Origin of the sequence: Deinococcus aerolatus, from assembly GCF_014647055.1 — a bacterium.
GTDB lineage: Bacteria > Deinococcota > Deinococci > Deinococcales > Deinococcaceae > Deinococcus > Deinococcus aerolatus.
Genome location: NZ_BMOL01000003.1, coordinates 46,770 through 69,037, shown reverse-complemented (window position 1 = coordinate 69,037; position 22,268 = coordinate 46,770). Strand labels below are relative to the sequence as shown.

The 22,268-nt window shown below is 66.8% G+C and carries 18 protein-coding genes; 11 read left to right on the top strand and 7 right to left on the bottom strand.

Annotated features, from left to right (window positions below):
- Positions 1-8: 8 nt before the first annotated feature.
- Positions 9-560 (top strand): ribosome recycling factor, encoded by a 552-nt coding sequence (gene frr, locus IEY31_RS04745; protein WP_188969528.1) that lies wholly within the window; start codon positions 9-11, stop codon positions 558-560.
- A gap of 106 nt (positions 561-666) precedes the next feature.
- Positions 667-1,494 (top strand): phosphatidate cytidylyltransferase, encoded by an 828-nt coding sequence (locus IEY31_RS04740; RefSeq protein WP_188969527.1) that lies wholly within the window; start codon positions 667-669, stop codon positions 1,492-1,494.
- 192 nt (positions 1,495-1,686) lie between these two features.
- Here the strand turns inward: IEY31_RS04740 and IEY31_RS04735 are convergent, their stop codons facing one another.
- The gene (locus tag IEY31_RS04735; protein ID WP_188969526.1) at positions 1,687-2,208 is read right to left on the bottom strand and encodes a DUF4388 domain-containing protein; all 522 of its coding nucleotides are present in this window, start codon (positions 2,206-2,208) and stop codon (positions 1,687-1,689) included.
- A 122-nt stretch (positions 2,209-2,330) separates the two neighbouring features.
- On the opposite strand from IEY31_RS04735, the gene IEY31_RS04730 reads away from it, so the two are divergent.
- From IEY31_RS04730 to IEY31_RS04710, 5 genes are all read left to right on the top strand, one after another.
- The gene (locus tag IEY31_RS04730; protein WP_188969525.1) at positions 2,331-3,320 is read left to right on the top strand and encodes an ADP-ribosylglycohydrolase family protein; all 990 of its coding nucleotides are present in this window, start codon (positions 2,331-2,333) and stop codon (positions 3,318-3,320) included.
- Positions 3,317-3,880 carry a nucleotidyltransferase family protein gene (locus IEY31_RS04725; RefSeq protein WP_188969524.1) on the top strand — a complete coding sequence of 188 codons (564 nt, stop codon included), beginning with the start codon at positions 3,317-3,319 and terminating at the stop codon, positions 3,878-3,880. Before IEY31_RS04730 ends, IEY31_RS04725 begins: the two co-directional genes overlap by 4 nt.
- A gap of 133 nt (positions 3,881-4,013) precedes the next feature.
- Positions 4,014-5,354, top strand: coding sequence for a right-handed parallel beta-helix repeat-containing protein (locus IEY31_RS04720; protein ID WP_188969522.1), 1,341 nt, complete (start codon positions 4,014-4,016; stop codon positions 5,352-5,354).
- Positions 5,355-5,574: 220 nt separating this feature from the next.
- Positions 5,575-6,672 (top strand): redox-regulated ATPase YchF, encoded by a 1,098-nt coding sequence (gene ychF / locus IEY31_RS04715; RefSeq protein WP_188969520.1) that lies wholly within the window; start codon positions 5,575-5,577, stop codon positions 6,670-6,672.
- 221 nt (positions 6,673-6,893) lie between these two features.
- Positions 6,894-7,979 (top strand): GGDEF domain-containing protein, encoded by a 1,086-nt coding sequence (locus IEY31_RS04710; RefSeq protein ID WP_229723324.1) that lies wholly within the window; start codon positions 6,894-6,896, stop codon positions 7,977-7,979.
- A gap of 22 nt (positions 7,980-8,001) precedes the next feature.
- On the opposite strand, the gene pgl is transcribed toward IEY31_RS04710, so the two are convergent.
- The 4 genes from pgl to gnd all read right to left on the bottom strand — a co-directional run bounded on the left by pgl (position 8,002) and on the right by gnd (position 12,607).
- On the bottom strand, positions 8,002-8,691 hold the full coding sequence (pgl, locus tag IEY31_RS04705; RefSeq protein WP_188969518.1) for a 6-phosphogluconolactonase: 690 nt from the start codon (positions 8,689-8,691) through the stop codon (positions 8,002-8,004).
- 64 nt (positions 8,692-8,755) lie between these two features.
- The gene (locus tag IEY31_RS04700) at positions 8,756-9,700 is read right to left on the bottom strand and encodes a glucose-6-phosphate dehydrogenase assembly protein OpcA (RefSeq protein ID WP_188969516.1); all 945 of its coding nucleotides are present in this window, start codon (positions 9,698-9,700) and stop codon (positions 8,756-8,758) included.
- Between the two features lie 73 nt (positions 9,701-9,773).
- Positions 9,774-11,534, bottom strand: coding sequence for a glucose-6-phosphate dehydrogenase (gene zwf, locus IEY31_RS04695; RefSeq protein WP_188969514.1), 1,761 nt, complete (start codon positions 11,532-11,534; stop codon positions 9,774-9,776).
- A complete protein-coding gene (gene gnd / locus IEY31_RS04690; protein WP_188969511.1) occupies positions 11,531-12,607 on the bottom strand; it encodes a phosphogluconate dehydrogenase (NAD(+)-dependent, decarboxylating) in 1,077 nt (358 codons plus the stop codon). Before gnd ends, zwf begins: the two co-directional genes overlap by 4 nt.
- Before the next feature lie 244 nt (positions 12,608-12,851).
- Between gnd and mqnC the strand changes: the two genes are divergently transcribed.
- Positions 12,852-14,033, top strand: coding sequence for a cyclic dehypoxanthinyl futalosine synthase (gene mqnC, locus IEY31_RS04685; RefSeq protein WP_188969509.1), 1,182 nt, complete (start codon positions 12,852-12,854; stop codon positions 14,031-14,033).
- A gap of 4 nt (positions 14,034-14,037) precedes the next feature.
- On the top strand, positions 14,038-14,484 hold the full coding sequence (locus IEY31_RS04680) for a hypothetical protein (RefSeq protein WP_188969507.1): 447 nt from the start codon (positions 14,038-14,040) through the stop codon (positions 14,482-14,484).
- A gap of 50 nt (positions 14,485-14,534) precedes the next feature.
- Here IEY31_RS04680 and IEY31_RS04675 read toward each other — a convergent pair whose 3' ends face one another.
- Both IEY31_RS04675 and obgE read right to left on the bottom strand, forming a co-directional pair.
- Positions 14,535-16,436: a hypothetical protein gene (locus IEY31_RS04675; RefSeq protein ID WP_229723323.1), complete on the bottom strand. Its 1,902-nt coding sequence runs from the start codon at positions 16,434-16,436 to the stop codon at positions 14,535-14,537.
- A 203-nt stretch (positions 16,437-16,639) separates the two neighbouring features.
- Positions 16,640-17,980 carry a GTPase ObgE gene (gene obgE, locus IEY31_RS04670; protein WP_188969505.1) on the bottom strand — a complete coding sequence of 447 codons (1,341 nt, stop codon included), beginning with the start codon at positions 17,978-17,980 and terminating at the stop codon, positions 16,640-16,642.
- Positions 17,981-18,372: 392 nt separating this feature from the next.
- Here obgE and uvrA point away from each other — a divergent pair, with 392 nt between their 5' ends.
- Positions 18,373-21,399, top strand: a complete 3,027-nt coding sequence (gene uvrA, locus IEY31_RS04665) for an excinuclease ABC subunit UvrA (RefSeq protein WP_188969503.1) — start codon at positions 18,373-18,375, stop codon at positions 21,397-21,399.
- The gene (locus tag IEY31_RS04660; RefSeq protein WP_188969501.1) at positions 21,396-22,178 is read left to right on the top strand and encodes a hypothetical protein; all 783 of its coding nucleotides are present in this window, start codon (positions 21,396-21,398) and stop codon (positions 22,176-22,178) included. The genes uvrA and IEY31_RS04660 overlap by 4 nt, the downstream gene beginning before the upstream one ends.
- Positions 22,179-22,268: the final 90 nt, after the last annotated feature.

Genomic DNA, 22,268 nt, shown 5'->3' with positions numbered 1-22,268 from the left:
GTTTTTCCATGTCCGACATGAAATCCATTCAGGACGGCACCCGCGAGAAGATGGGCAAGGCCATCGAGTCGCTGGAGAATAGCCTGAGCGTGCTGCGTACAGGCCGCGCCAATCCCGGCATTCTCAAGCGCATCGTGGTGGACTACTACGGTCAGTCCATGCCCATCGATCAGGTTGCCAGCGTCAGCACCCCCGACGCGCGGACCCTGGTGATCACGCCGTGGGACCGCGGCGCCCTGGCCCCGATTGAAAAGGCCATCCGCGACAGCGATCTGGGCCTGAACCCCAACAACAAGGGTGACACCATCTTCCTCAGCATGCCGGTGCTGACCGAGGAACGTCGCAAGGATCTGGTCAAGAACGCCAAGACCTACGCCGAGGACGCCCGCATCGCCATCCGCAACCTGCGCAAGCATTCGCTGGACGACGTCAAGAAGCTTGAGGGCATCGGCGACGACGACATCAAGCGCGGTGAGGCCGAGGTGCAGAAGATCACCGACGAATTCATCGCCCGCGTGGACAGTACCTTCCACAAGAAGGAGCAGGAAATCCTCGGGTGAGGCCCGCGCTGCAACTTCCCCTGTGGAACGTGGATCGTGGCAGACCACCACGGTCCACGTTCTCCATGGTGTGCTGTTGTGCTGCGCGCGGCGACCAGGAGGCAGCATGGAGACCCTGAGCACCCGCGTGCTGACCTCGGTCGTGGGGTTTGCCATCGTCAGCCTGATCGTGTGGATTGGCTGGTGGGCCATGCTTCCGGCGCTGGTGTTCCTGTCGGTGATGGGTCTGTACGAGTACATCCGCATGCTGGACCGCAACGATATCGACGTGCGGCGGGCCAGCCTGGGGGTGTTCGGCGCGGCCCTGATCGTGGCCAGCCTGCCGATGTGGCCGCAGACCCCGTGGCCCGGCGGCTCGTGGCGCGAGGTGGTGCTGACCGTGGCGGTGGCCTACCTGCTGGTCATGGAGGTGGTGCGTCCCGGCGAGCGTCCCCTGGAACGGATCGTGTACAGCCTGTTCGGACTGCTGTACATTCCCTGGCTGCTGGGCTACTTCCTGCTGCTGCGTTACAGTCCGGACGCCTCGGCGGGCCTGCTGTACTTCGCGCTGCCGCTGCTGGCCACCTTTGCTGCCGACATCGGGGGCTTTTTTGGCGGCTACTACTTCGGGCGCCGCAAACTGGCTCCAGAGGTCAGCCCTGCCAAGACGGTGGAGGGGGCCGTGGGCGGCCTGCTGGCCAGCTTCCTGATCGTGTTGCTGATTTCCAGCCTGACCCTGTGGTCACCGCTGGAATCCCTGCTGTACGCCATCCTGGTGGCCAGCGCCAGTCAGCTGGGCGACCTTGCCGAGAGCCTGATCAAGCGCGCCCTGAAGACCAAGGACAGCGGCACCAGCCTGCCTGGCCACGGCGGCTTTCTGGACCGCATTGACAGTCTGCTGTTCGCCGTTCCGGCCACCTATCTGTTTTTGCAGATCAGCGTGTTCCCGCGCTGAGTCTACGGGGTCAGGCTGGGCCACAGTTCTGTGCTGACTTTTGAAAGCTGGATGGGTTGCTACCGGCTGCCGAGCCGAACGTGCGCGGGGGGCACCAGTATCGTAGGTTCTGGTGCCCCCTCTGGTTTCAATGCCGTTTGGAGTGTGCTCGCCCCGTCAAACCAATGGCAAACGACTTTGCGGGCAGGCCGCCTAGAATTCTTCGATCAGGCCGGCCATCACAAAGGGACGCAGCGTGTCCAGAACGGAACGGGGCGCCTCGCCGCTGCGCTCGAGGATGCTGCGGATGTCAAGTTCCTGCGACACAAGCTTCAGGGCGCGGTACTGCAACTGTGATACAGGCTGGGCCTCGGTCCAGCGGGCAGTGAAGCGCAGCCGGCGCCGCCAGTCGGGAAAGGCCCTGAGCAGCGGCTCCCAGGCGTCGGTTTCCTCGAACAGCCGGCGCAGCGCCGAGTCGCGGTGCAGGTGCAGGGTACGTTCCGGGGCATGGACGTCCGGTTCGAAGACGAAGGTGCCGCCGCTCAGGCTGGCCAGCACCTGCAGGGCGCCGTCGCCCGTCAGCTCGCCGCAGCGGGCGTGAATGATCTCCCCGCGCTCCAGCCACAGCTGTCCGCCGCGCACGTGGTCCACGCTGAGCAGCCCGTCACGGCCACTGCCCAGCAGCATCTGCATGACGGAAAGAAAGGGAAAGACTGCGAGGTCGCCGCGCACCATAAAGTAGACCCAGTGTAGTGCGTTTCAGCGCCGAAAAGGAACCTCACCCGGATGCCCCCGACGGGCGGGGTGCGGCGGCATACAGGCCCACACGTTCCAGGACCACATGCCACAATGTCGCCATGACAACCGGAACCGCAATGCTGCTGTCGCTGGCCGCGGCGGACGCGCTGGGGGCCGCCACCGAATTCAAGACGCCCCAAGCCATCGCGGCCCGCTACGGCGAGAGCGTCACGCAGTACCAGTCCGGCAGCGTCTTCGGCTTTGCCCCCGGTGAGGCCACCGACGATACCCAGATGGTGGTGGCGACCCTGCTGGGCTACGCGCGCCGCGATGGGCTGACGGGGGTGGTGCACGCCCTGAGCGAGTGGCTGGCAGCCGGACCACCCGACGTGGGAGGACTGACCGGTGCGGCCCTGCGCGTCGCCTCACTCGACGGCGGGGCACGTGCCTGGCAGGCCAGCGGCTTTGAGGGTGCTGGCAACGGCGGGCTGATGCGAATTGCCGCCGTCTGGATCGCCGGTTTTCGGGGGACGGCGCTGGCCTGCGAAGCTGCTGCCGTGACGGCCCTGACCCACCCTGACCCCCGCTGCGTGTACGCCTCGGTATTTCTGACGGCGTTTCTGGAGGCGTTGGCCGGGGGGCAACCTTACGTCGGGGCCGCCTCCGAGGCGCTGGCCGTGACCGACGACTTCGATGCCCGCACTGTCCTGCTGGACGCTGGAATCTTTGGAGTTAAAACGCAGGGCGCCCACGCGGCCTTCCGGGACCGTGAGCGCGGGGCCAGGGCTGAGATCCGGGCCCGCGTGCGTTCGGGGCTGGGCGGTGGGCTGACCTCGCAGAGCGGGTTCGTGCTCGACACCCTGGAGGCCGCGCTGAAGCATGCGGGGGCCGGCACGTGGCAGGCCTGTGTGGAGCCGGCGGTGCTGCTGGGCGACGACAGCGACACGGTGGCCTGCGTGGTCGGGGCCGTGGCCGGGGCGCGGGGGCTGGCGGTGCCCGCCCACCTGTTGACACCCCTGCGGCTGGGCCACTCCTGGCCGGGCTGGCAGCGGGACTGGGCCTGCACGGAGCATTTTCCTGCCCTGGTGGGCGCGGCACAGCCGGCATGACTCCGGACGAATTTCTGGGTTTGGTCCGCCACAATCCGGTCAATGCGGCCCTGCTGGAGCGCCTGCCGGATCTGGGGGTGGCTCAAACTCATCTGGTGGCGGGCGCGTTGTTTGGCACGGTCTGGAACGTGCAGAGCGGACAGCCGCCCACGGCCCAGATCAGGGACTACGACGTGTTCTACTGGGACGACGATACCAGTTATCAGGCGGAGGACGCCGTGATCCGTCGGGCCGAGGCCCTGTTCAGGGATCTGGAGGTGCCGGTTGAGGTCCGCAACCAGGCCCGCGTGCACCTGTGGTTCAGCAGAAGATTCGGTCAGGCGCGCCCGGCCCTGGCCAGTGTCCGTGAGGGCATCGATCAGTTTCTGGTGGAATGCACCAGCGTGGGCATCGACGCGCGGGGCGAGGTGTACGCCCCCTACGGCCTGAGTGACCTGGCCGCTGGCATCCTGCGTCCCAACCGCCGGAATCACACCCCCAATCTGTGTGATGCCAAGATTGCCGACTACATGCGCCGCTGGCCCTGGTTGCAGGCCCCCCAACGGGTGGGAACCCCCTGACGGAGAGGGACCAGAAAGGCGGGTGAGGCGTGACCCGCCGGGCGTTAGGGAGTCCTCACAACCGGTCGATACACTGTCGCCACCAGAAACATCAGGTTTCGGAGGCCGCCCGGCAAAGACTCACAGAGACGGAGTGAAAGCATCCATGACAGCAACTCGTGTGGCAACACAGACAACCCCCCGCCCGGCGGCCCGCTTCGGGCGCTGGGCCGTGCTCGTATTTGGTGGCCTGACGCTGGCGCTGACCGCCTGCGTGCCGACGGTAGACTCTCGCACCATCGTGCCGGAAAATGACCCGTCGCAAGGGCCGGCGTACACCGGGCCGCTGGTGATTACCCGGGGCGGTACGTACCGGGGCAACTGGCAAAGCTTTGATCCGGCGGTGCCTGCCGTGTCGGTCCAGACGCGTGAGCCGGTGGTGATTGAAGGCTCGTTTCTGCGTGGCCGCGGTCACCTGATCAAGGGTAGCGAGATCAATCTGACGGTGAGGAACACCACGGGCTACGCGCTCAATCCCCTGACTGGCGGGTCGTTTCCGGGCCGGTTCCTCACGGTCTACAAGGCCGTCAACCTGCGGGTCGAGAACAACACCCTGTACAGCACGTCCGGCATGTACATCAACCTGTTCGTGGGGAACCCTGCCGCCGGACAGACCATCAAGATCCTGCGCAATCAGATCAGAAACATTGATGGACGGTACGTGAACCAATTGGGGAAATTCACCGGAAAGCGTTACTACGTTCAGGCGATCCAGTTCAACCGGATCGTTCGGGTACCCAATGTAGAGATCGCCTGGAACGAGGTGATCAACGAGCCGGGCAAGAGTGCGGTTGAGGACAACATCAACATCTATGAGTCCAGCGGCACCGCGGCGAGCCCGATCAGGATTCACAACAACTACATCTACGGCGCCTACGCGCCCGACCCCTCGAAGGCCCAGAACTATTCGGGCGGCGGCATCCTACTGGGCGATGGCGCGAAGGACAGCATGGACATTGCCGGCGGTTACGCCGAGGTGTACAACAATCAGGTCATCAACACCTCGAACCACGGAGTGGCCATTGCGGGCGGGCACCACCACAAGGTGTACGGCAATCGGGTCCTCTCCAGCGGGTTGCTGCCCGGCGGCATGGTCGATCCAAATGCCAATGTCGGGATGTACGTGTGGAACATCAAGGGAGGAACGGGGAGGGAGGCTGCCACATTCGTCAACAACACCGTCCAGAAAAACACCGTCGGCTGGAAGCGTTTTGGCCCTGCTGGCAGGGAGTACTACAACAACCTATGGACCCCCAGTTGCCTGGAGGCCACCGGAAACGTCTGCAAGGACAATCAGGACTGGCCTGTGCCCGTGACCCAGGATGTCGAGCGTCAGGAATTCGTCTTCTGGCGGGAGAAACTTCAGGATGCGGGAGTGCTGGTGGGCGCGGGCCGCGCTTCCAGCATGCCGGCAAGGGCCAATACGGCCCCTTGAGCAGGATCAATGTGGGAGCGCAGTTGTCCCGTGCTCCCCTGTGCTCCTCAGTGCCGCCCCCGTCATGCTGCTGGCCTCCTGCGACGTCTGAGGCCCCACATACGGCAGCGTCTCGCCCCGTCGCCGCGCCGCACCCCGCAATCCCGTACACTGTCAGGGTTGCCGCGCCGCGCCCACGGCCGTATGGCCGGGGCACAGGCGCAGGCTGAGGAGTGAGAATATGGGCCTTGCTATTGGAATTGTCGGACTGCCGAACGTCGGGAAAAGCACGCTGTTTAACGCCATCACACGCGCCGGGGCACTTGCGGCCAACTATCCCTTTGCCACCATCGAGCCGAACGTGGGCCGCGTCACCGTGCCGGACGAGCGTCTCAGCGCCCTGAGCCGGGTGTTCACCAAGGGGGACCGCGTGCCGCCGATCATTCCCACCTTTGTGGAATTCGTGGACATCGCAGGTCTGGTCAAGGGGGCCAGCCAGGGCGAGGGCCTGGGCAACCAGTTTCTGGCCAACATCCGTGAGGCCGACGCCATCGCCCACGTCGTGCGCTGCTTTGCCGACGACAATGTGGTGCATGTGGCGGGGACGGTGGACCCGCTGGACGACATCGAGACGATCAACACCGAGCTGATCCTGGCGGACCTCTCGGGCCTGGAAAAGCGGCTGGGCAACCTTCAGAAGAAGGGCAAGGGCGGCGACAAGGAGGCGCGCGAGCACGCCGAGCTGGCCGAGCAGATCCTGGCGGTGCTGGGCGAGGGCAAACCCGCCCGCGCCGGTCAGTACGACGCCCCCGTTCCCAAGGAGTTTGGCCTGATCACCACCAAGCCGGTGATCTACGTGGCAAACGTGGGCGAGGACGATCTGACCGAGGACAACGCCCACGTAAGGCAGGTGCGCGAGTACGCCGCCGCCGAGGGGGCCGCCGTGGTCAAGATCAGCGCCCAGATCGAGGGTGAACTGGCCGAGATGCCCGAGGATGAGGCCAGGGAATTCCTGACCGATCTGGGGGTCACCGAGAGTGGACTGGACCAGCTGGTCAAGGTGGGCTACCAGACCCTGGGGCTGATCACCTTCATCACCAGCGGCGAGAAGGAGGTCCGGGCCTGGACCATCCGCGACGGCGAGAAGGCCCCGGAGGCCGCCGGGGCCATCCACAGCGATCTGGAACGCGGCTTTATCCGCGCCGAGGTCATCGAGTGGAACCGGATGGTGGAGGCTGGCGGCTGGGTGGGGGCCAAGGCCAAGGGCTGGGTTCGCACCGAGGGCAAGGAATACGTCATGAAGGACGGCGACATCATGAACGTGCTGCACAGCTCCTGACGGCTGGTGGCTACACCCCAGATCCAAGAGAAATACGGTCTGGGGCCTTACAGGTGTGCGGGCACGGGCGCAGGGGACGTGCCGTATAGTGAAGTCCACAGACTTCCTGGGAGGGGTACGCGCCACGCTGGCCTGAGTGCCGTACCAGAGGCCATCCAGCTGGACCAGCCGTAGACCCGCCCGTTCACACGGAACCGGACCATTCTTTTCTGGGAGACTTCTTGTCCGCACAGCCCCGCCGCCTGCCCGACCCATCCCTGCATTCGCCCCTGTGGCAGGAAAAACAGCGGCGGATGTTTCTGCTGATCGTGGTGCTCTCGGTGGGCGCCAGCATGGCGGCGCTGTGGTCCCAGGCCCCCAGCTTCGATCTGCTGGACCTGTGGGCGCTGCCCCTGCTCTCGGTCATGCTGCTGGGGTTGCAACTTCTCCTGAGCCGGTCGCTTATCCGTTTTGAGACGGCTCTGTCCGCCGCGTTCCTGGGGGCATGCCTGTACGTCCTGCTGGCACTGAGCCACCAGTTTCGCGTGATGCCGCCTGCCGCCCGGACGCTGTCGGAAAACACCTACTGGTTCGCGGTGCTGTACACCTCGGTCTTCTACGTCTACCCGCCGCGCCACGCCGTCCGGGCGGCCCTGGCGATCCTGGGCACTGCCGCGCTAGTCTGCGTGTGGCACCTGTCCTTCACGGTTCCGGAGGCCACGCGCCTGAGCCTGATCGGCGCCTCGGTGCAGTTTCTGATGGTGGGGGGCGTGCTGGTCCTGATTCAGGCCACCTTTGGAGCCCAGCGGGCGCAGCTGCTGGCCACGCGGACCGCCGCGCTGGTCGATCTGCTGACCGGGATCGCCAACCGCCGGGCAGCCGAGGAGCGCCTGCGGCAGCTGGCGGCCCGGGGAGCGGTGTACACCGTGGTGCTGTTTGATATCGACCACTTCAAGCAGATCAATGACCGACACGGGCACGCCGCCGGCGACGTGGTGTTGCGTGGCGTGGCCCAGCTCGCGCAGACGCTGCTGCCGCAGGGCGGCATGGTCGCGCGCTGGGGCGGCGAGGAATTCCTGCTGATCCTGCCGGTGCTGGGCGATACACAGGTCCGGAGGCTGCTCAACACCCTGCGCAATGAACTGCGGCAGCAGCGTCACGGCGAGGTGGTCGGCGTCACTGCGTGTTTTGGAGTCGCCAACGCAGCGTCCGGCGAAGTGCCGGAGACTGTCGTGGCCCGCGCCGATGAGGCGATGTACAGCGCCAAGCAGCAGGGGCGCAACGACATCCGTCTGGCCGACTGGCGGCGCAGCGCAACAGGGGCCTAAATTTCCCTGGCAGCGTCGGACTTCACGGGCTCTGGTCCCCTTGGGTTGCGGCCCCCGCTGCAGCCGCGTCCACGAACCAGACCGGGTCAATGACCCGCGCCACAGGATGGGCGCCGCGTCCAGCCCGCACGTCAGCCAGCGCGGCCTGCTTGGTCTCCCCGGCCACCAGCAGCCAGCGCTGGCGGGCCGCGTTGATCTCACCGAAGGTCATGGTGAGCCGCCCGGTGTCCAGTTGCGGCACCCAGTTGGCCGTCACGCGGCCCTGTGCCTCCAGCGCCGCCGTACCGGGAAACAGACTGGCGGTGTGGCCGTCATCGCCCATGCCCAGCAGGTTCACGTCCAGGCGTTCGGGCAGCAGGGCGGCGTAGGCGGCGGCGGCCTCTTCCAGCGGACGGCGCTCCCCCTCCATGCGGTGAATCTGGGCAGGCGGTACCGGAACGTACGACAGCAGGTCATGCTGCGCCGCGCCGTAATTGCTCTCGGGGCTGTCTGGCCCCACGCTGCGTTCGTCCCCGAAGTAGATGTGGACCAATTTCCAGGGAATGTCCGGCAGTTCGCGCAGGGTGGAATACATCCGTTTGGGCGTGCTCCCGCCGGACAGCGCCACATGAAAGGCCCCACGGGCCGTCACAGCGTCTCTTGCCGCGCGGGCAAAGGCGGTGGCCACCGCGTCGGCGGCCGCCTGCGCCGTGGGAAAAATGTGCAGGTTCATGCCTGGCCTCCCTTAAGGGCTGATGGACGCTGGGCGAGTCCACGGGTGTTGTTCTGAAATCCTCTCACAGCGTCGACTTGGCCAGTTTCCAGGCCCGCTCGAACATCTCGCCGCGCTCCGGACGGGCCATCACGCGGCCCAGGCCCTCGGCCAGCGACATGGACGGCACGTTCACCTCTGACGCGTGCTTCTTGCCGTCCCAGATGGCCTCGACACGGGCCACGTCGCCGTTTCTGGCCGCCAGCGTGAAGCGCACGCCCTCGCCGGCCAGTTCCACCCCGCAGAGATCACCGTTCTCGCGGCCACAGCGGGCTGCCCTGAAGGTCACCCTCTTCAGGTCCTTCCAGCCCAGCGTGTCGGCCACAAAGCCGCCGTACAGGCGGGCAGGCAGGTCCTTGCTGCCGGCGTAGCGCACGGTCAGGCGGTCCACGCGTGGCAGTTGCCGGGCCGCCTCGGGGGTGTCGAACACCTGCGCTAGGGCCTCACGCCAGCCGGACGAGCGGCTCCAGCCCAGATCGGCCAGGGCGTAGTGCCGGGCCGGGGGAATGTCCAGGGTCAGGCTGTCGGCAATCACCTGATCGGCAATCTCGGTCAGTTCCAGCAGCAGGGGACCGCCGGGTTTGGTGTCGGCCCCCCACCAGATGTGGTTGACGGTGGCGGGTCGCAGCAGCGGCAGAATCGCGCCTTGGAGCTGCTCGCTGCTGGCGTCCAGCGTCAGGCGTTCCACGAAGGCCCTCCCGCGCTGCGAGATCAGGCTGGCGTGGACGTTCAGATCATCACTGCCGTCCATCACGCCGATGATCTGCCGCCCGGCGTAGCGGCCTTCCAGCCCGGCCAGCGCAGCCTGCACGCGCTCCAGATGCCCGCGCACCGTCAGCGCGATGATGTTGCCGGTGTAGGCCCGCGTCTCTACATTGGTCTGCGCCCACAGTTCGTCCAGCGTGACCTGCGCCTTGCGGACCGTGGTCTCGATGGGACCGAGCGTCCTGTCGGCTGGAGCGGCGGTCATGGCCGGACCTCCCACTGCGGAGGCCTGGCCGCCAGCAAGCAGTGCCGCTTGCGGTCCAGCCCCAGACCCACCCTCACAGCCGCCTCCAGCGCCGGTCCGGTCCCATCAGCTTCTCGGCGTCCTCGGGACCCCAGGTACCGGCGGCGTAATTGGGGAAGTCTGGGGTTCGGCCCTTGCCAGGGCGCGTGTCCCAGGCCTCCAGAATGCCGGCCACGATCTGCCAGGCGTGGTCCACCTCGTCCTCACGGGGAAACAGGGTAGCGTCGCCGATCAGGGCGTCGAGCAGCAGCCGGGAGTACGGGCTTTCCAGCTGCGCCCCGAAGGCGTCGTAGCGGAAATCCATCACCACCTCGCGCAGCACCATTTCCTGCCCCGGCGATTTGGAGGAAAATTTGAGGCTCACGCCCTCGTCCGGCTGGATGCGGAAGGCCAGCACGTTGCGTTCCAGGCCGCCGGGAAAGATGCCCAGCGGGGCACGCTTGAACACCACTGCGATTTCCGTGACCTTCTTGGGCAGCCGCTTGCCGGTGCGCAGGAAGAACGGCACGCCCTGCCAGCGCCAGTTGTCGATTTCCAGCTTGACGGCCACGTAGCTCGCGGTGCGGCTGTCGGATTTGACGCCGGGTTCCTCGCGGTAGCCGGGCACCTTCTCGCCGTCCATGCTGCCGGGGCCGTACTGGCCGCGCACCGCCACCTGTCCCACGCGGCCTGATGGAATGGGCTTGACCGCCCGCAGCACCTTGGTCTTCTCGTCGCGGATGGCCTCGGCGTCAAAGGCGGCGGGAGGCTCCATGGCCGTCAGCGCGAACAGCTGCATCAGGTGGTTTTGCAGCATGTCGCGCACGATGCCGGCTTCCTCGTAGTACCCGGCGCGGCCCTCCAGGCCCAGGTCCTCGGCGGCCGTGATCTGCACGTGGTCCACGAAGCCCCGGTTCCACAGCGGCTCAAAGATGGCGTTGCCGAAGCGGATCGCCATCAGGTTCTGCACCGTCTCCTTGCCCAGGTAGTGATCGATGCGGTAGACCTGCGACTCGTCCCAGGTGTCGTGGATGGCGGCGTTCAGCTCACGGGCGCTGTCCAGATCGCGTCCAAAGGGTTTTTCAATTACGATTCGGCGCCAGCCTTCCGACTGATCGGCCAGCCCCAGGCGGCCCAGGCCGTTGCTGATCGGCTCGAACAGGCTGGGCGGGGTGGACAGGTAGAACAGCGCGTTCTTGCGCCCGCCGTGCGCCTTCTGGGCGCGGTCAAGTTCCTTGCCCACCAGATCGTAGACGTCGTCCTCGCCGAATTCACCGAACTCGTAGTACAGCAGCTCGCGGAACTTCTCCAGGCTGCCCGGCTGAATGGCGTCGGTCTCCTTGCTCTCCTGCAGGGCCTTGAGGGCGTAGTCCTTGAACTGCTCATCGGTCATGTCCTGGCGGCCCACGCCCACGATGTTGAAGGCGCTGCCCAGCAGGCCGTCCTGCCACAGCCCAAAGATGGCGGGCAGTAGCTTGCGGCGCGACAGGTCGCCGGTCACGCCGAAGATGACCATGGTGGCCGGTTCCGGGGCGCGGCTGCGGCGCATGGTGGCGCGAAAGGGATTCTGGCCGTCAGCGCCCGCCCCGCCTGATGGGCGCCGACGCGACTTCGTTGAGGTTTTGGCAGCCGCTTTTGCCTTCGGCGCGGGCTGGGCCACCCCCACCTTCTGCGAGGCAATCTTCTCCTTCACGGCCTCTTTCGTGGCAGAGGCCGAGACTCTCTTGGTCACAGGCTTCCTGTGCGTGGCCCCTTTGGAGGCGGGCTCGCTGGTCTTTTCAGGGGTCGCCGCCTTCTTGCCGCGTCTGGTGGTCATTCGCTGCCCTTGACACGTTCCTGTCCGGTTTCACCCAGCTGCTCCCTGATGGAGCCGTCGCCCTGCCCCCTGTTTCTGGACGCCGGGATGTTCTCGGGGGCGGCGGCCCTGGGATTCTGGCCCGGCTCCACCTCCGGCACGAAACCGTCCTTCTTGGGGGTTTCCACGGTCTTGACCGCGTGGCCGCCGAAAGCGCGGCGCATGGCCGAGAGCATCTGCCCCGCGTAGCTCAGCTCCTGCTGACTGCGGAAGCGCATCTGGGTGGCCAGGGTAATCACCGGTGTCGGCACCCCCTGCTCGATGCTGTCGATGATGGTCCAGCGTCCCTCGCCGCTGTCGGCCACGTAGTCCGAGAGCTGATCGAAGTCGGCCGAGTTATTGAGGGCCTCGGCGGTCAGGTCCAGCAGCCACGAGCGGATCACGCTGCCGTGGCGCCACAACTCGGCAATCTGGGCCATGTCCAGGCCAAATTCCTCCTTGTGGCGCATCAGCTCGAAGCCCTCGGCGTAGGCCTGCATCATGCCGTACTCGATGCCGTTGTGGACCATCTTGACGTAGTGGCCGGACCCCGAAGGGCCCATGCGGCCCCAGCCTTTGTCCGGTGCGGGGGCCAGCACTTCCAGCACCGGGCGCAGGCGCTCGACCGCCCCCGCGGGGCCGCCCACCATCATGGCGTAGCCCTCGGACAGGCCCCACACGCCGCCGGAGGTGCCCACGTCCACCATATGAATGCCCCTGGCGGCCAGTTCCTCGGCGCGGCGCATGGTGTCCTTGAAGTTGCTGTTGCCGCCGTCCACCACGATGTCGCCGGGAGCCAGCCTACCCGCCAGATCATCGATAACCGACTGCGTGATCTTGCCCGACGGCACCATCACCCACACGGCGCGGCTGCCGGGCTCACCCAGCGCCCCGATCAGCTCGTCCATGCTGCGTGCGCCCTTGGCGCCCTCCTTCTCGATCAGCGCGACGCTTTCCTCGCTGCGGTCATAGCCGACGACGTCCTGGCCGCCGCGCGTCAGGCGCAGGACCATGTTGCCGCCCATCTTGCCCAGACCGATCATTCCCATTTTCATAAGGTCACCTCTATGTTTGTGTCTGCTTGTGCGTGTGCGTCTGAAACCTGCCCCGGCCCACTGCTGTCTCCGGCGTCCCTGACGGCTCCAGCATTCCAAAAAGTATGATACGACCGGGCTTTCTTGGGAAACACTTGGGCTGATCTTCATTGCCGTTCCTGCGGGGCAGACCGGTACACAGGGCGGGGTTTTGACGGTGTCTCAGGCCGGAATAAGGCGTTCCCAGGAGTGATACGGTGACGCCATGACCGCCCCTCTCCCCATTTCACCCCCCCAGGTGCTGGACAGGGCCGCGCGCGGCGAACGTCTGGACGCCGCCGAGATCGAGGCGCTGTACCGCCTGCCCCTGCCGGACGTCGCCGGGGTCGCCAACGCGCTGCGCCTGGAACGGCGTGATCCGGACACCGTGACCTTCCTGATCGACCGCAACATCAACTACACCAACGTCTGCAACGTGGGCTGCAACTTCTGCGCCTTTTACCGCACCAGACGTCAGAAGGACAGTTACACGCTGGACTACCAGGAGATCAGCGCCAAGATCGTTGAGCTTGAAGAGGTGGGCGGCACCCGCATCCTGATGCAGGGCGGCGTGAACCCCGAACTGGGGCTGGACTATTACACCGGGCTGCTGCGGCACATCAAGGCCAACCACCCCACCATTCGCATCGACGCCTTCTCGCCGGAAGAAGTGCTGTTCATGGAAAAGACCTTTGGCCTGGGCCTGGACGCACTGCTGGATACCCTGATCGAGGCTGGGCTGGATGGCCTGCCCGGCGCGGGCGGCGAGATTCTGGAGGACGACGTGCGGGCCCGGGCGGCCCCCGCCCGCATCCGCAGCGAGGACTGGTTCCGGATCATCGATGCGGCGCAGCGCAAGGGGCTGTATACGATTGCCACGATGGTCATCGGCTTCGGCGAGACCTTCGCGCAGCGCACCAGCCACCTTCTGAAACTCCGCGAGCAGCAGGACCGGGCCACGCGCGACTACGGCGGTAACGGCTTTTCCGGCTTCGCGATGTGGACGTTGCAGACCGAACACACCCGCTTGCACGGCAAGGCGCCGGGCGCCACTGCCCACGAGTACCTGCAGCAGCTGGCCGTGGCCCGCATTGCACTGGACAACTTCGCCAACATCCAGGCGTCGTGGCCTGCGCAGGGCTTCAAGGTGGCGCAGGCGGCGCTGTATTACGGTGCCAACGATCTGGGCTCCACCATGCTGGAGGAGAACGTGGTGTCGGCGGCGGGCGGCGGCGGACGCCACCAGGCCACAGTGCGCGAACTGGTGCGGATCGCGGTGGACGCAGGCTTTACCCCGGCCATCCGCAACAGCCGCTTCGAGATCATCAAGTGGCCGGACGTGCAGGCCGAGCTGAACCGCGCCGATGCCAACCCGGAAGGGGCGCGCGCCGTCGGGGCTGCCGGTTAAACCTATGCTGGGGCTGGCCGTTGTCATCTGCGAACGTGGCCCGGCTGGGACGACCGGGGCGGCGGTGGTGGAGGGCGGCCCGGTTGGCCCGGCAGACCCCAGGTCTCCTCACCTGTCATTTGACCACTCCGGCGCGGACCACTCTGGCGCATGGCAGGCCGAGGCCCGCTTCATGATCCCCAACGCGGACGAGCTGCTGGCACTGCTGGCGGTGTCGGGGGTGGCGGACCGGGAGCATCCGCCGCACCTCAGCACCCTGGTCAGCGCCGATCTGCTGTTCGAGGACGGTGACATCATGGGCAGAACGTGGCTGGCCCGGGGTGATCTGGCGCGGCTGCTGCCCCACGCCGCACCGGAGATGTGTGAGCGGATCGTCGCCTGGGACGCGTTCTCGCGCGCCCTGGAAGATGGTGGGTACGCCAGCCGCCTGATCGTGTGGTTTATCCGCTGAGTTCAGGCAGTCCTGGGGCGGTCTGAACGCCCGCCAGGATGCTGTTCGCGTCAGGGCGTGTCCTGGGGCTGCGGCGCTGGCTGGGCGGCGGCGGCCAGCCAGCTGCCGTGGCGGGTCAGAATCACGCTGAAGCCGGGCACGCGCGTCACGGTCAGGTCTTCCAGGACCGTCGGCGGGTGTCCGGGCATGATCGCCGCCCACTCCCGGCGGAAGTCGCGCCGCAGGGTGATCACGCGCGGGCCGAGGTGCAGGGTCAGCGGCGGATCGTCGCGCAGGTGGGCGCACACGGCCGAGCCGTCCTGTGGCAGTTCCAGCCGGCCATGTCCCACCGGAGGGGGGCAGGTTTCCAGGCGGTGAACTGCGGCGTCCAGGGCTTCGGCCAGCCGGTCCGCCCAGGGGCCAGACAGGCCCAGGGAGCGTGCCGAGTCGCGCACCGAGGCGTGAATCTCCTGCGTGTTGCAGCGTGACAGATGGGCACACAGCGCCTCGGCTCCCTTGCGGGCAAAGCCCAGCAGGGCGGTGGGGGAGGCCAGGGCGTACTTGGCGGCGCTGCGGGGGGCCAGCGCCGGAGCGTCCACCCAGCCCTCGCGCAGCCGTTGCGCGGCGGCGCGACCCAGCCGCAGCGCCGCGTAGGCCTCGGCAGGGTCCAGCAGCAGCGCAACGGCCCGGCCCAGCGACAGCAGGCGGCCCAGTTCTTCCTGCGGACTGGTCTGGACCCGCAGCAGCAGGTACGCGCCGCTCACGAAGGCGTCAAAGCGGATGTGGGGCAGGTTCAGGGTGACGTGACGCTCGGCAGCGCTGGCCCCTGGTTGCAGCAGGGCCACCTGATCTTCCGCCAGCAGTTGCCAGTGCGGGCCGATGGCCTGCCACTGAAAATCGGTTCCCCGCCAGCGCGTGGCCCGCGCCTGGGTGCCTGCCAGATAAATAACCAGTTCATCGGCCCCGTCGTCGGGAGCGCGCAGGGCCGTAACCGGCTGGGCCGCGTGTAGCACGCTGTGCCGGGGAGGGTTGCCCAGGTGGGTCTGGGGTTGGCCGCTCAGCAGCGGTTCCAGGGCGTGGGCCAGTTCGCGCGCCGCCTCGCGGATGGCTGGACGCTCGCGAGGATCACGTTGCGGGGTGGCGTGGTGGGTCCGCAGGGCCTGTATCAGCGTTTCTTTGGCGCGTGGGGCCATCGGCTCTCGCTCGACGGCCGCCACCCGGGCTTCCAGCACGTCCTCGTCGGGGTGCCTGGGAAACGGAACCTCCTGAACCTGCGACAGCGCGGTCTGCAGCCGCGCTGGTCCGCCGGGCTGTACCAGCAGGTCGACGGCGGCGTCCGTCAGCACCTGAAGCACCTGTGGGTGGTCCAGTTCGGTCAGCGGATCGTGCAGGGTGGGCACGGCAAAGGGCATCTGTCCGGACCGCCCGGCCTGCACGGACCGCTCGGCGTTTTCCAGGGCGGTGTACAGCACCCGCAGGGCCAGCAGGCTGGGTTCACGCTGCCAGCCTGCCATCAGGCCCTTCAGGGTGGCGCGTGCCGCGTCGCCCCAGGCCAGCAGATGCAGGTCCTGCCACGCCTGCGCCTCGGCAGATTCGCGTCCCGGCGGCGCGTCCCACACGGCGGGCGGCGCAGCCGGGGCAGGGGGGGTGGCCTGCGGTTCACTGAGCGCCTTGCGGTGGGATCGGTACTGCCGGTCCGCTTCCAGCAGCCGCCGGTACAGGGCCGGTTCCAGCGAGGCGCCCAGCAGTTCCTCGCGCAGATCGGCCAGAGAGTGCAGACCGCCGCGCGGCACCTGTCCCTGAAGCGCGTCGCGCACCCGGTATTCGTACAGTTCGACCAGTTCGCCCCAGCGTTCGCCCGGTTCCTCGGGGCGGCCCAGGCGCCCGGCTCCTCGTGTCATGCCCGGACCTGTACCCACGGTGCGGCGCAGCGCGGCGGTCCGTCCGTGGTGGGTCCGGGGACGGCGCAGCACGCCTGGAGAACGGCTCCTTGCATCGTGCCTTCAGTATGCCGCGGGCAATCACACAGAAAACTGTCCAGACGGTCTTTCATTGCTGCGGGCTGTAGCCGGTCCAGCGGTGAACGGGGAATGGCCCCCGCCGGTTGCCGACAAGGAGAGGGGGCTGGAGCGCGTTATCGGCTCCAGCCCCAACCCCAGCACCCCTCCTGGCCTTCCTAGCTCTTGTCGGCCTGATCGTCGAAATACTCGAAGCGGAAGCTGCCGATTTCCACGGTGTCGCCCTCGCGTGCTCCGGCGCGTTTCAGGGCGGCGTTCAGCCCCTGGCGTTTGAAGACTCCTCCCAGGTACTCGGCGGCGTCTTCCATATAGCGCGAGAAGCGCGAGATACGGTCCTCGAAGCCTCCACCGTGAACCTCCCACACGCGCTCGTTCTCGCCGGTGGTCACGATGCCCACGCCCCTGGCGGGCGGGTCCTCGCGGAAGACGACCGTCAATCCCTCGGCCTGCACTTCCTCGGGCTCGATTTCCAGGGCGTTCTGCTGCGCCCACAGCTCGCGGTCAGGCAGCATCTGGAACAGCGTCTCGCGCAGCATGTTCAGGCCCACGCCCTCCTTGGCGCTGACGCGCAGCACCGGCAGCCCGAACTCGGCCAGTTCGTCCTCTACCATCATGCTCAGGTCCCCGTCGACCAGTTCCACCTTGTTCAGGGCGATCAGGGCGACGTTGTCCAGCAGGGTGGGATCGTAGGCGCGCAGTTCGGCCTGAAGCTGGCGCAACTCCTCTACCGGGTCACGGGTCACGTCCAGCACATACACCAGCACGCGCGTGCGGCTGATGTGGCGCAGGAATTCCAGCCCCAGCCCCTTGCCCTCGCTGGCCCCCTCGATGATGCCGGGGATGTCGGCCATCGTGAAGCGCTCCTCCACCGGGTTGCCGTGTTCATCCTGGCGCTCCACCACGCCCAAAATGGGGGAGAGGGTGGTAAACGGGTACTCGGCAATCGCCGGATTGGCCCGCGAGAGCGCGGCCAGCAGGCTGCTCTTGCCCGCGTTGGGATAGCCCACCAGTCCCACGTCCGCGATCAGACGCAGTTCCAGTCGCATCCGGCGCTTTTGCCCCGGTGTGCCCAATTCCGCAAAACGGGGGGCCTGCCGGGTGCTGCTGGCGAAGGTGCTGTTGCCACGCCCGCCATAGCCTCCGCGCGCCACGACCTTCTCCTGCCCCACGCGCACCAGATCGGCGATGACCTTGCCGGTGTCCTCGTCGAAGGCGGTGGTGCCCACCGGCACGTCGATAAACACGTCCTCGCCGTCGCTGCCCTGACGCAGACGGCCCTCGCCGTACGCGCCGTTGGGGGCCTTGAACTTGCGGCGGCCCACCAGCCGCTCCAGCGACTCCACGCCCTCGATGGCCCGCAGGATGATGCTGCCCCCGCGCCCGCCGTGCCCGCCGTCCGGGCCGCCCTTCTCCATGTATTTGGCCCGGTGAAAACTCATGCTGCCGTCGCCACCATTGCCCGCATTAACCTCAATATTCAGTACATCACGAAACGCCACAACCCAACTCCTTTGCACGGTGTTCAGAACACAGGTTTCACCCGTCTGCCCGCAAATCCACGGCCCCTTTTTCTGCAATCAGCAGCGCCCTCATGCCCGCACTGCGGGAATGGACGCGGCGAAAAGGGCCGCAACATCACAGAGCAGCTTATCAGGGTGTGGGGAAGCTGGGGAGAGGGTGACATGAAGGGGGCGCCGCCAGGGTGGGCCACCCGCCTGCCCTCATGGCCCTTGAGAGAGTCTTTCCCGCCCTGGTCCCAACCCGTCCTGACCTGATAGAATATCCCGTTTCAGAGCGGAGAGGCTGGCATCTCTTACGCATCAGACAGAATCACGAGCGGCGCAATGTTGCGTGCTGGCCGCGTTTTCCGACGAAGAAGGGAGCGATCCTCTTGCAGAACAACCTGGTGGTACGCGGCGCGAAAGAACACAACCTCAAAGACATTACCGTGGAGCTGCCGCGTGATCAGTTCATCGTGATCACCGGGGTGTCGGGCAGCGGCAAAAGCACGCTGGCCTTCGACACCATCTATGCCGAGGGCCAGCGCCGTTACGTGGAAAGCCTGTCGGCCTATGCGCGGCAGTTCCTGGGCCTGATGGAAAAGCCGGACGTGGAGAGCATCACCGGCCTGTCGCCGGCCATCTCCATTGACCAGCGCACCACCAGCCACAACCCGCGCAGCACGGTGGGCACGGTCACCGAGATTCACGATTATCTGCGGCTGCTGTACGCCCGCGTCGGCACGCCATACTGCCCGGTCTGCGGGCGCAAGATCGAGAAGCAGAGCCCCAGCGAGATCACCGACCGCCTGCTGTCCGAATTTCCCGACAAGCGGGCCATCCTGTTGGCCCCTGTGGTGCGTGGGCGCAAGGGCGAGTACCGCAAGCTGTTCGGTGACCTGCGCCGCGAGGGGTTTGCCCGCGTGCGGGTGGACGGCACGCTGTACGAGCTGGACGAGGCCGAGAAACTGAAGCTGGAGAAGTTTGAGAAGCACGACGTGGACGTGGTGATTGACCGCGTAACCCTGCGCGAGACGGACCGCAGCCGCATTGCCGAGAGCGTGGAACTGGGCCTGCGCCGCGGCGAGAGCCTGCTGCGCGTGCTGCTGCCCGACGGGGGCGAGGGCGGCGAGGCGCACGAGGAACTGTATTCCGAGAAGTTCGCCTGCCCTGAACACGGCAGCGTGCTGGAAGAGCTGGAGCCGCGCTCCTTCTCCTTCAACTCTCCGTATGGGGCCTGCGGCGACTGCGCGGGCCTGGGCACCAAGAACGAGTTCTCGCCGGATCTGGTGATTGACGACAAGCTGAGCATCGCAGAGGGCGCGATTCTGCCCTGGAGCAAGAAGGGCACCGGCGGCGGCGTGTACTACTGGGACAAGTTGCAGGCGCTGGCCGAGCATCTGGAGTTCAGCCTCAAGGCCCCGTGGCGCGAGCTGCCCGCCGCCGCGCAGAAGGCCGTTCTGCACGGCCCCGGTCAGCCGTTCGAGGTGGTGTACCGCCGGGGCGGCAAGGAAACCATGCGCTTCATGACCGAGTTCGAGGGCGTGATTGTCAACCTGGAGCGCCGTTATTCCGACACCGAATCAGAATTCATGCGCGAGAAGCTTGAGGAACTGATGGAGATGCGGCCCTGTCCCACCTGCGGCGGCACCCGCTACAAGCCCGAGATTCTGGCGGTGCGTGTGGGCGGCCTGAACATCGCGCAGGTGGGCGGCATGAGCGTGCTGGAGGCGGACGCGTTCTTCGGTGGGTTGCAGGACGGCACGCTGGACCACGACGCGATTGCCCCGTTCCTGAAGGGCCACCTGGGTGGCACGGCCCGCGCCCATGCGCCCCGCCACTACGAGTACGTCCAGAACGCCTTCGGCGCGGCGGTGTCGGTGCCGGTGCTGAAGGCCATCCGCACCCGCCTCAAGTTCATGGTGGACGTGGGCCTGGATTACCTGTCGCTGGACCGCACCGCCAACACGCTGTCGGGCGGCGAGGCGCAGCGCATCCGTCTCGCCACACAGGTGGGCTCGGGTCTGACCGGCGTGCTGTACGTGCTGGACGAACCCAGCATCGGGCTGCACCCCAAGGACAACGGACGGTTGATCGGCACCCTCAAGAACCTGCGCGATCTGGGCAACACGCTGCTGGTGGTGGAGCACGACGAGGACACCATGCTGGAGGCCGACTATCTGGTGGACATGGGACCCGGCGCGGGCGTTCACGGCGGCGAGGTGGTGGCGGTGGGCACCCCGCAGGAAGTCAAGGCCAATCCCAACAGCCTGACCGGCAAGTATCTGCGCGGCGAGCTAAAGATCGAGGTGCCCGCAATCCGGCGGCGCGGCAATGGTCGGAAGCTCAGGATTTTCGGCGCCCGCGAACACAACCTTCAGAATGTGGACGCCGAGATTCCACTGGGGACCATGACCGTGGTGACCGGCCCCTCGGGCAGCGGCAAGAGCACCCTGATTCACGACATCCTGCACGCCACGCTGGCCCGCGAGCTGAACGGCGCGAAGACCACGCCCGGCAAATACGACCGCATTGAGGGCATGGACCAGCTGGACAAGGTCATCGAGATTGACCAGTCGCCGATTGGCCGCACCCCGCGCAGCAACCCGGCCACCTACACGGGCGTCTTCACCGAGATCCGTGACCTGTTCACCCGCACCAACGAGGCGCGTCGCCGCGGGTATCTGGCCGGACGGTTTTCCTTCAACGTCAAGGGCGGGCGCTGCGAGCACTGCAAGGGCGACGGCGTGATGAAGATCGAGATGAACTTCCTGCCCGACATCTACGTGCCGTGCGAGGTCTGCAAGGGGGCGAGGTACAACCGTGAGACGCTGGAGGTCAAGTACAACCACAAGACCATCAGCGACGTGCTGGACATGACCGTGGAGGACGCCCACACCTTCTTCGAGGCGATTCCCAACATTGAGCGCAAGATGCAGCTGCTGCTCGACGTGGGCCTGGGCTACATGCGCATCGGGCAGCCCAGCACCACGCTCTCGGGCGGTGAGGCCCAGCGCATCAAGCTGGCCTCCGAGCTGTCCAAGCGGGCCACCGGCAAGACCATCTACATTCTGGACGAACCCACCACGGGCCTGCACTTCGAGGACGTCCGCAAGCTGATGGAGGTGCTGGACCGTCTGGTGGAGGGCGGCAACTCGCTGGTCATCATCGAGCACAACCTGGACGTGATGAAGCGGGCCGATCACATCATCGACCTGGGGCCGGAAGGCGGGGTGCGAGGCGGCACGATTGTTGCCACCGGAACGCCGGAACAGCTGGCCGCGCACCCCACGAGCTACACCGGCGAGTACCTGAGCCGGGTGCCGGGCATCGTGCCTGCAGCGGCAGCAAAGGAGGAGCGTGAACTGGTGCTCTCAGCCCCCGCACGCAAGCCGCGTGCTAAGAAGGGAGCAGCATGACCAAACCGCCCACGCCCGAGCAGTCTGATCTGCACCCCGAAGCCCTCCAGCGAGCAGGGGAACAGGCGGCGGCGGACGTCACCTCCTCGGCGGCGGTGGAGCGGACCGAGGTGGCGCGGCCTGACGTGGGCGCGGCGGTTAACCTGTCCAAGACCACCGGCGCGCAGGAGCAACGTGGGCCGGAACTGGGCCGCCCCTCACCGACCCGCCCGGCACCGCCGCTGCCCCCCCTGCCCAGCCGGGCCGAGGAGGAAGCCCCCCACCGCACCCGCTTCCTGACCTTTCTGCGCCTGCTGGGCGGCTGGGCGGTGCTGGGGGCGCTGGCCTACGCCATGTGGACCCCCGGCGAGTGGCAGAACAGCCTGCTGCTGTGGGTGTTCCTGGTGATCCTGGCCGACGAGTTCGGCGGGTGGTTCGGCTACCTGGGGCTGCTGCTGGGCGGACTGGGGTACCTCAGCCCGTCGCTGCCGCCCGCGCAGTGGCTGGTGGTCCTGCCGCTGGTGGGCGGCGCACTGATGGCGCTGCTGATGGTCAAGCACTCGGGGGGGGTGCTGGTGCTGCCGTTTGCGGGGCTGCTGTTTGCCGGCACGCTGCTGGCGGTGGCCCGCTTTGGCCCCAAGTTCGACCCGGAGCTGAAGCTGCCGTCTGACGCCACGTTTCTGCGCTCGGCGCTGATCGCCATGGTCGCCGCGCTGGGTTTCAGCCTGGTGCGCCAGCTGGTCGGGTTGTGGTTGCGGCGGCGTGGGCAGCAGACCGGGCCTGCGGGCGTGGCGGCCTGAAACGGACTCAGATTGAATCGTTTGCGAAAACGATGGACATCCCAGCGAAGTGGGAAAAAGCAGCACGGATTCCGGGCGTGGAGCTGGCAA

Excerpts from the sequence above, each read along its gene's own strand:
- IEY31_RS04725 (WP_188969524.1), top strand. The coding sequence starts at position 3,317 with ATGACTCCGGACGAATTTCTGGGTTTGGTCCGCCACAATCCGGTCAAT.
- zwf (WP_188969514.1), bottom strand. The coding sequence starts at position 11,534 with ATGACCACCAGACGCGGCAAGAAGGCGGCGACCCCTGAAAAGACCAGC.
- frr (WP_188969528.1), top strand. The coding sequence starts at position 9 with ATGTCCGACATGAAATCCATTCAGGACGGCACCCGCGAGAAGATGGGC.
- pgl (WP_188969518.1), bottom strand. The coding sequence starts at position 8,691 with ATGAACCTGCACATTTTTCCCACGGCGCAGGCGGCCGCCGACGCGGTG.
- IEY31_RS04730 (WP_188969525.1), top strand. The coding sequence starts at position 2,331 with ATGACAACCGGAACCGCAATGCTGCTGTCGCTGGCCGCGGCGGACGCG.
- IEY31_RS04660 (WP_188969501.1), top strand. The coding sequence starts at position 21,396 with ATGACCAAACCGCCCACGCCCGAGCAGTCTGATCTGCACCCCGAAGCC.
- IEY31_RS04735 (WP_188969526.1), bottom strand. The coding sequence starts at position 2,208 with ATGGTGCGCGGCGACCTCGCAGTCTTTCCCTTTCTTTCCGTCATGCAG.
- IEY31_RS04740 (WP_188969527.1), top strand. The coding sequence starts at position 667 with ATGGAGACCCTGAGCACCCGCGTGCTGACCTCGGTCGTGGGGTTTGCC.
- mqnC (WP_188969509.1), top strand. The coding sequence starts at position 12,852 with ATGACCGCCCCTCTCCCCATTTCACCCCCCCAGGTGCTGGACAGGGCC.
- gnd (WP_188969511.1), bottom strand. The coding sequence starts at position 12,607 with ATGAAAATGGGAATGATCGGTCTGGGCAAGATGGGCGGCAACATGGTC.
- IEY31_RS04700 (WP_188969516.1), bottom strand. The coding sequence starts at position 9,700 with ATGACCGCCGCTCCAGCCGACAGGACGCTCGGTCCCATCGAGACCACG.
- IEY31_RS04680 (WP_188969507.1), top strand. The coding sequence starts at position 14,038 with ATGCTGGGGCTGGCCGTTGTCATCTGCGAACGTGGCCCGGCTGGGACG.
- ychF (WP_188969520.1), top strand. The coding sequence starts at position 5,575 with ATGGGCCTTGCTATTGGAATTGTCGGACTGCCGAACGTCGGGAAAAGC.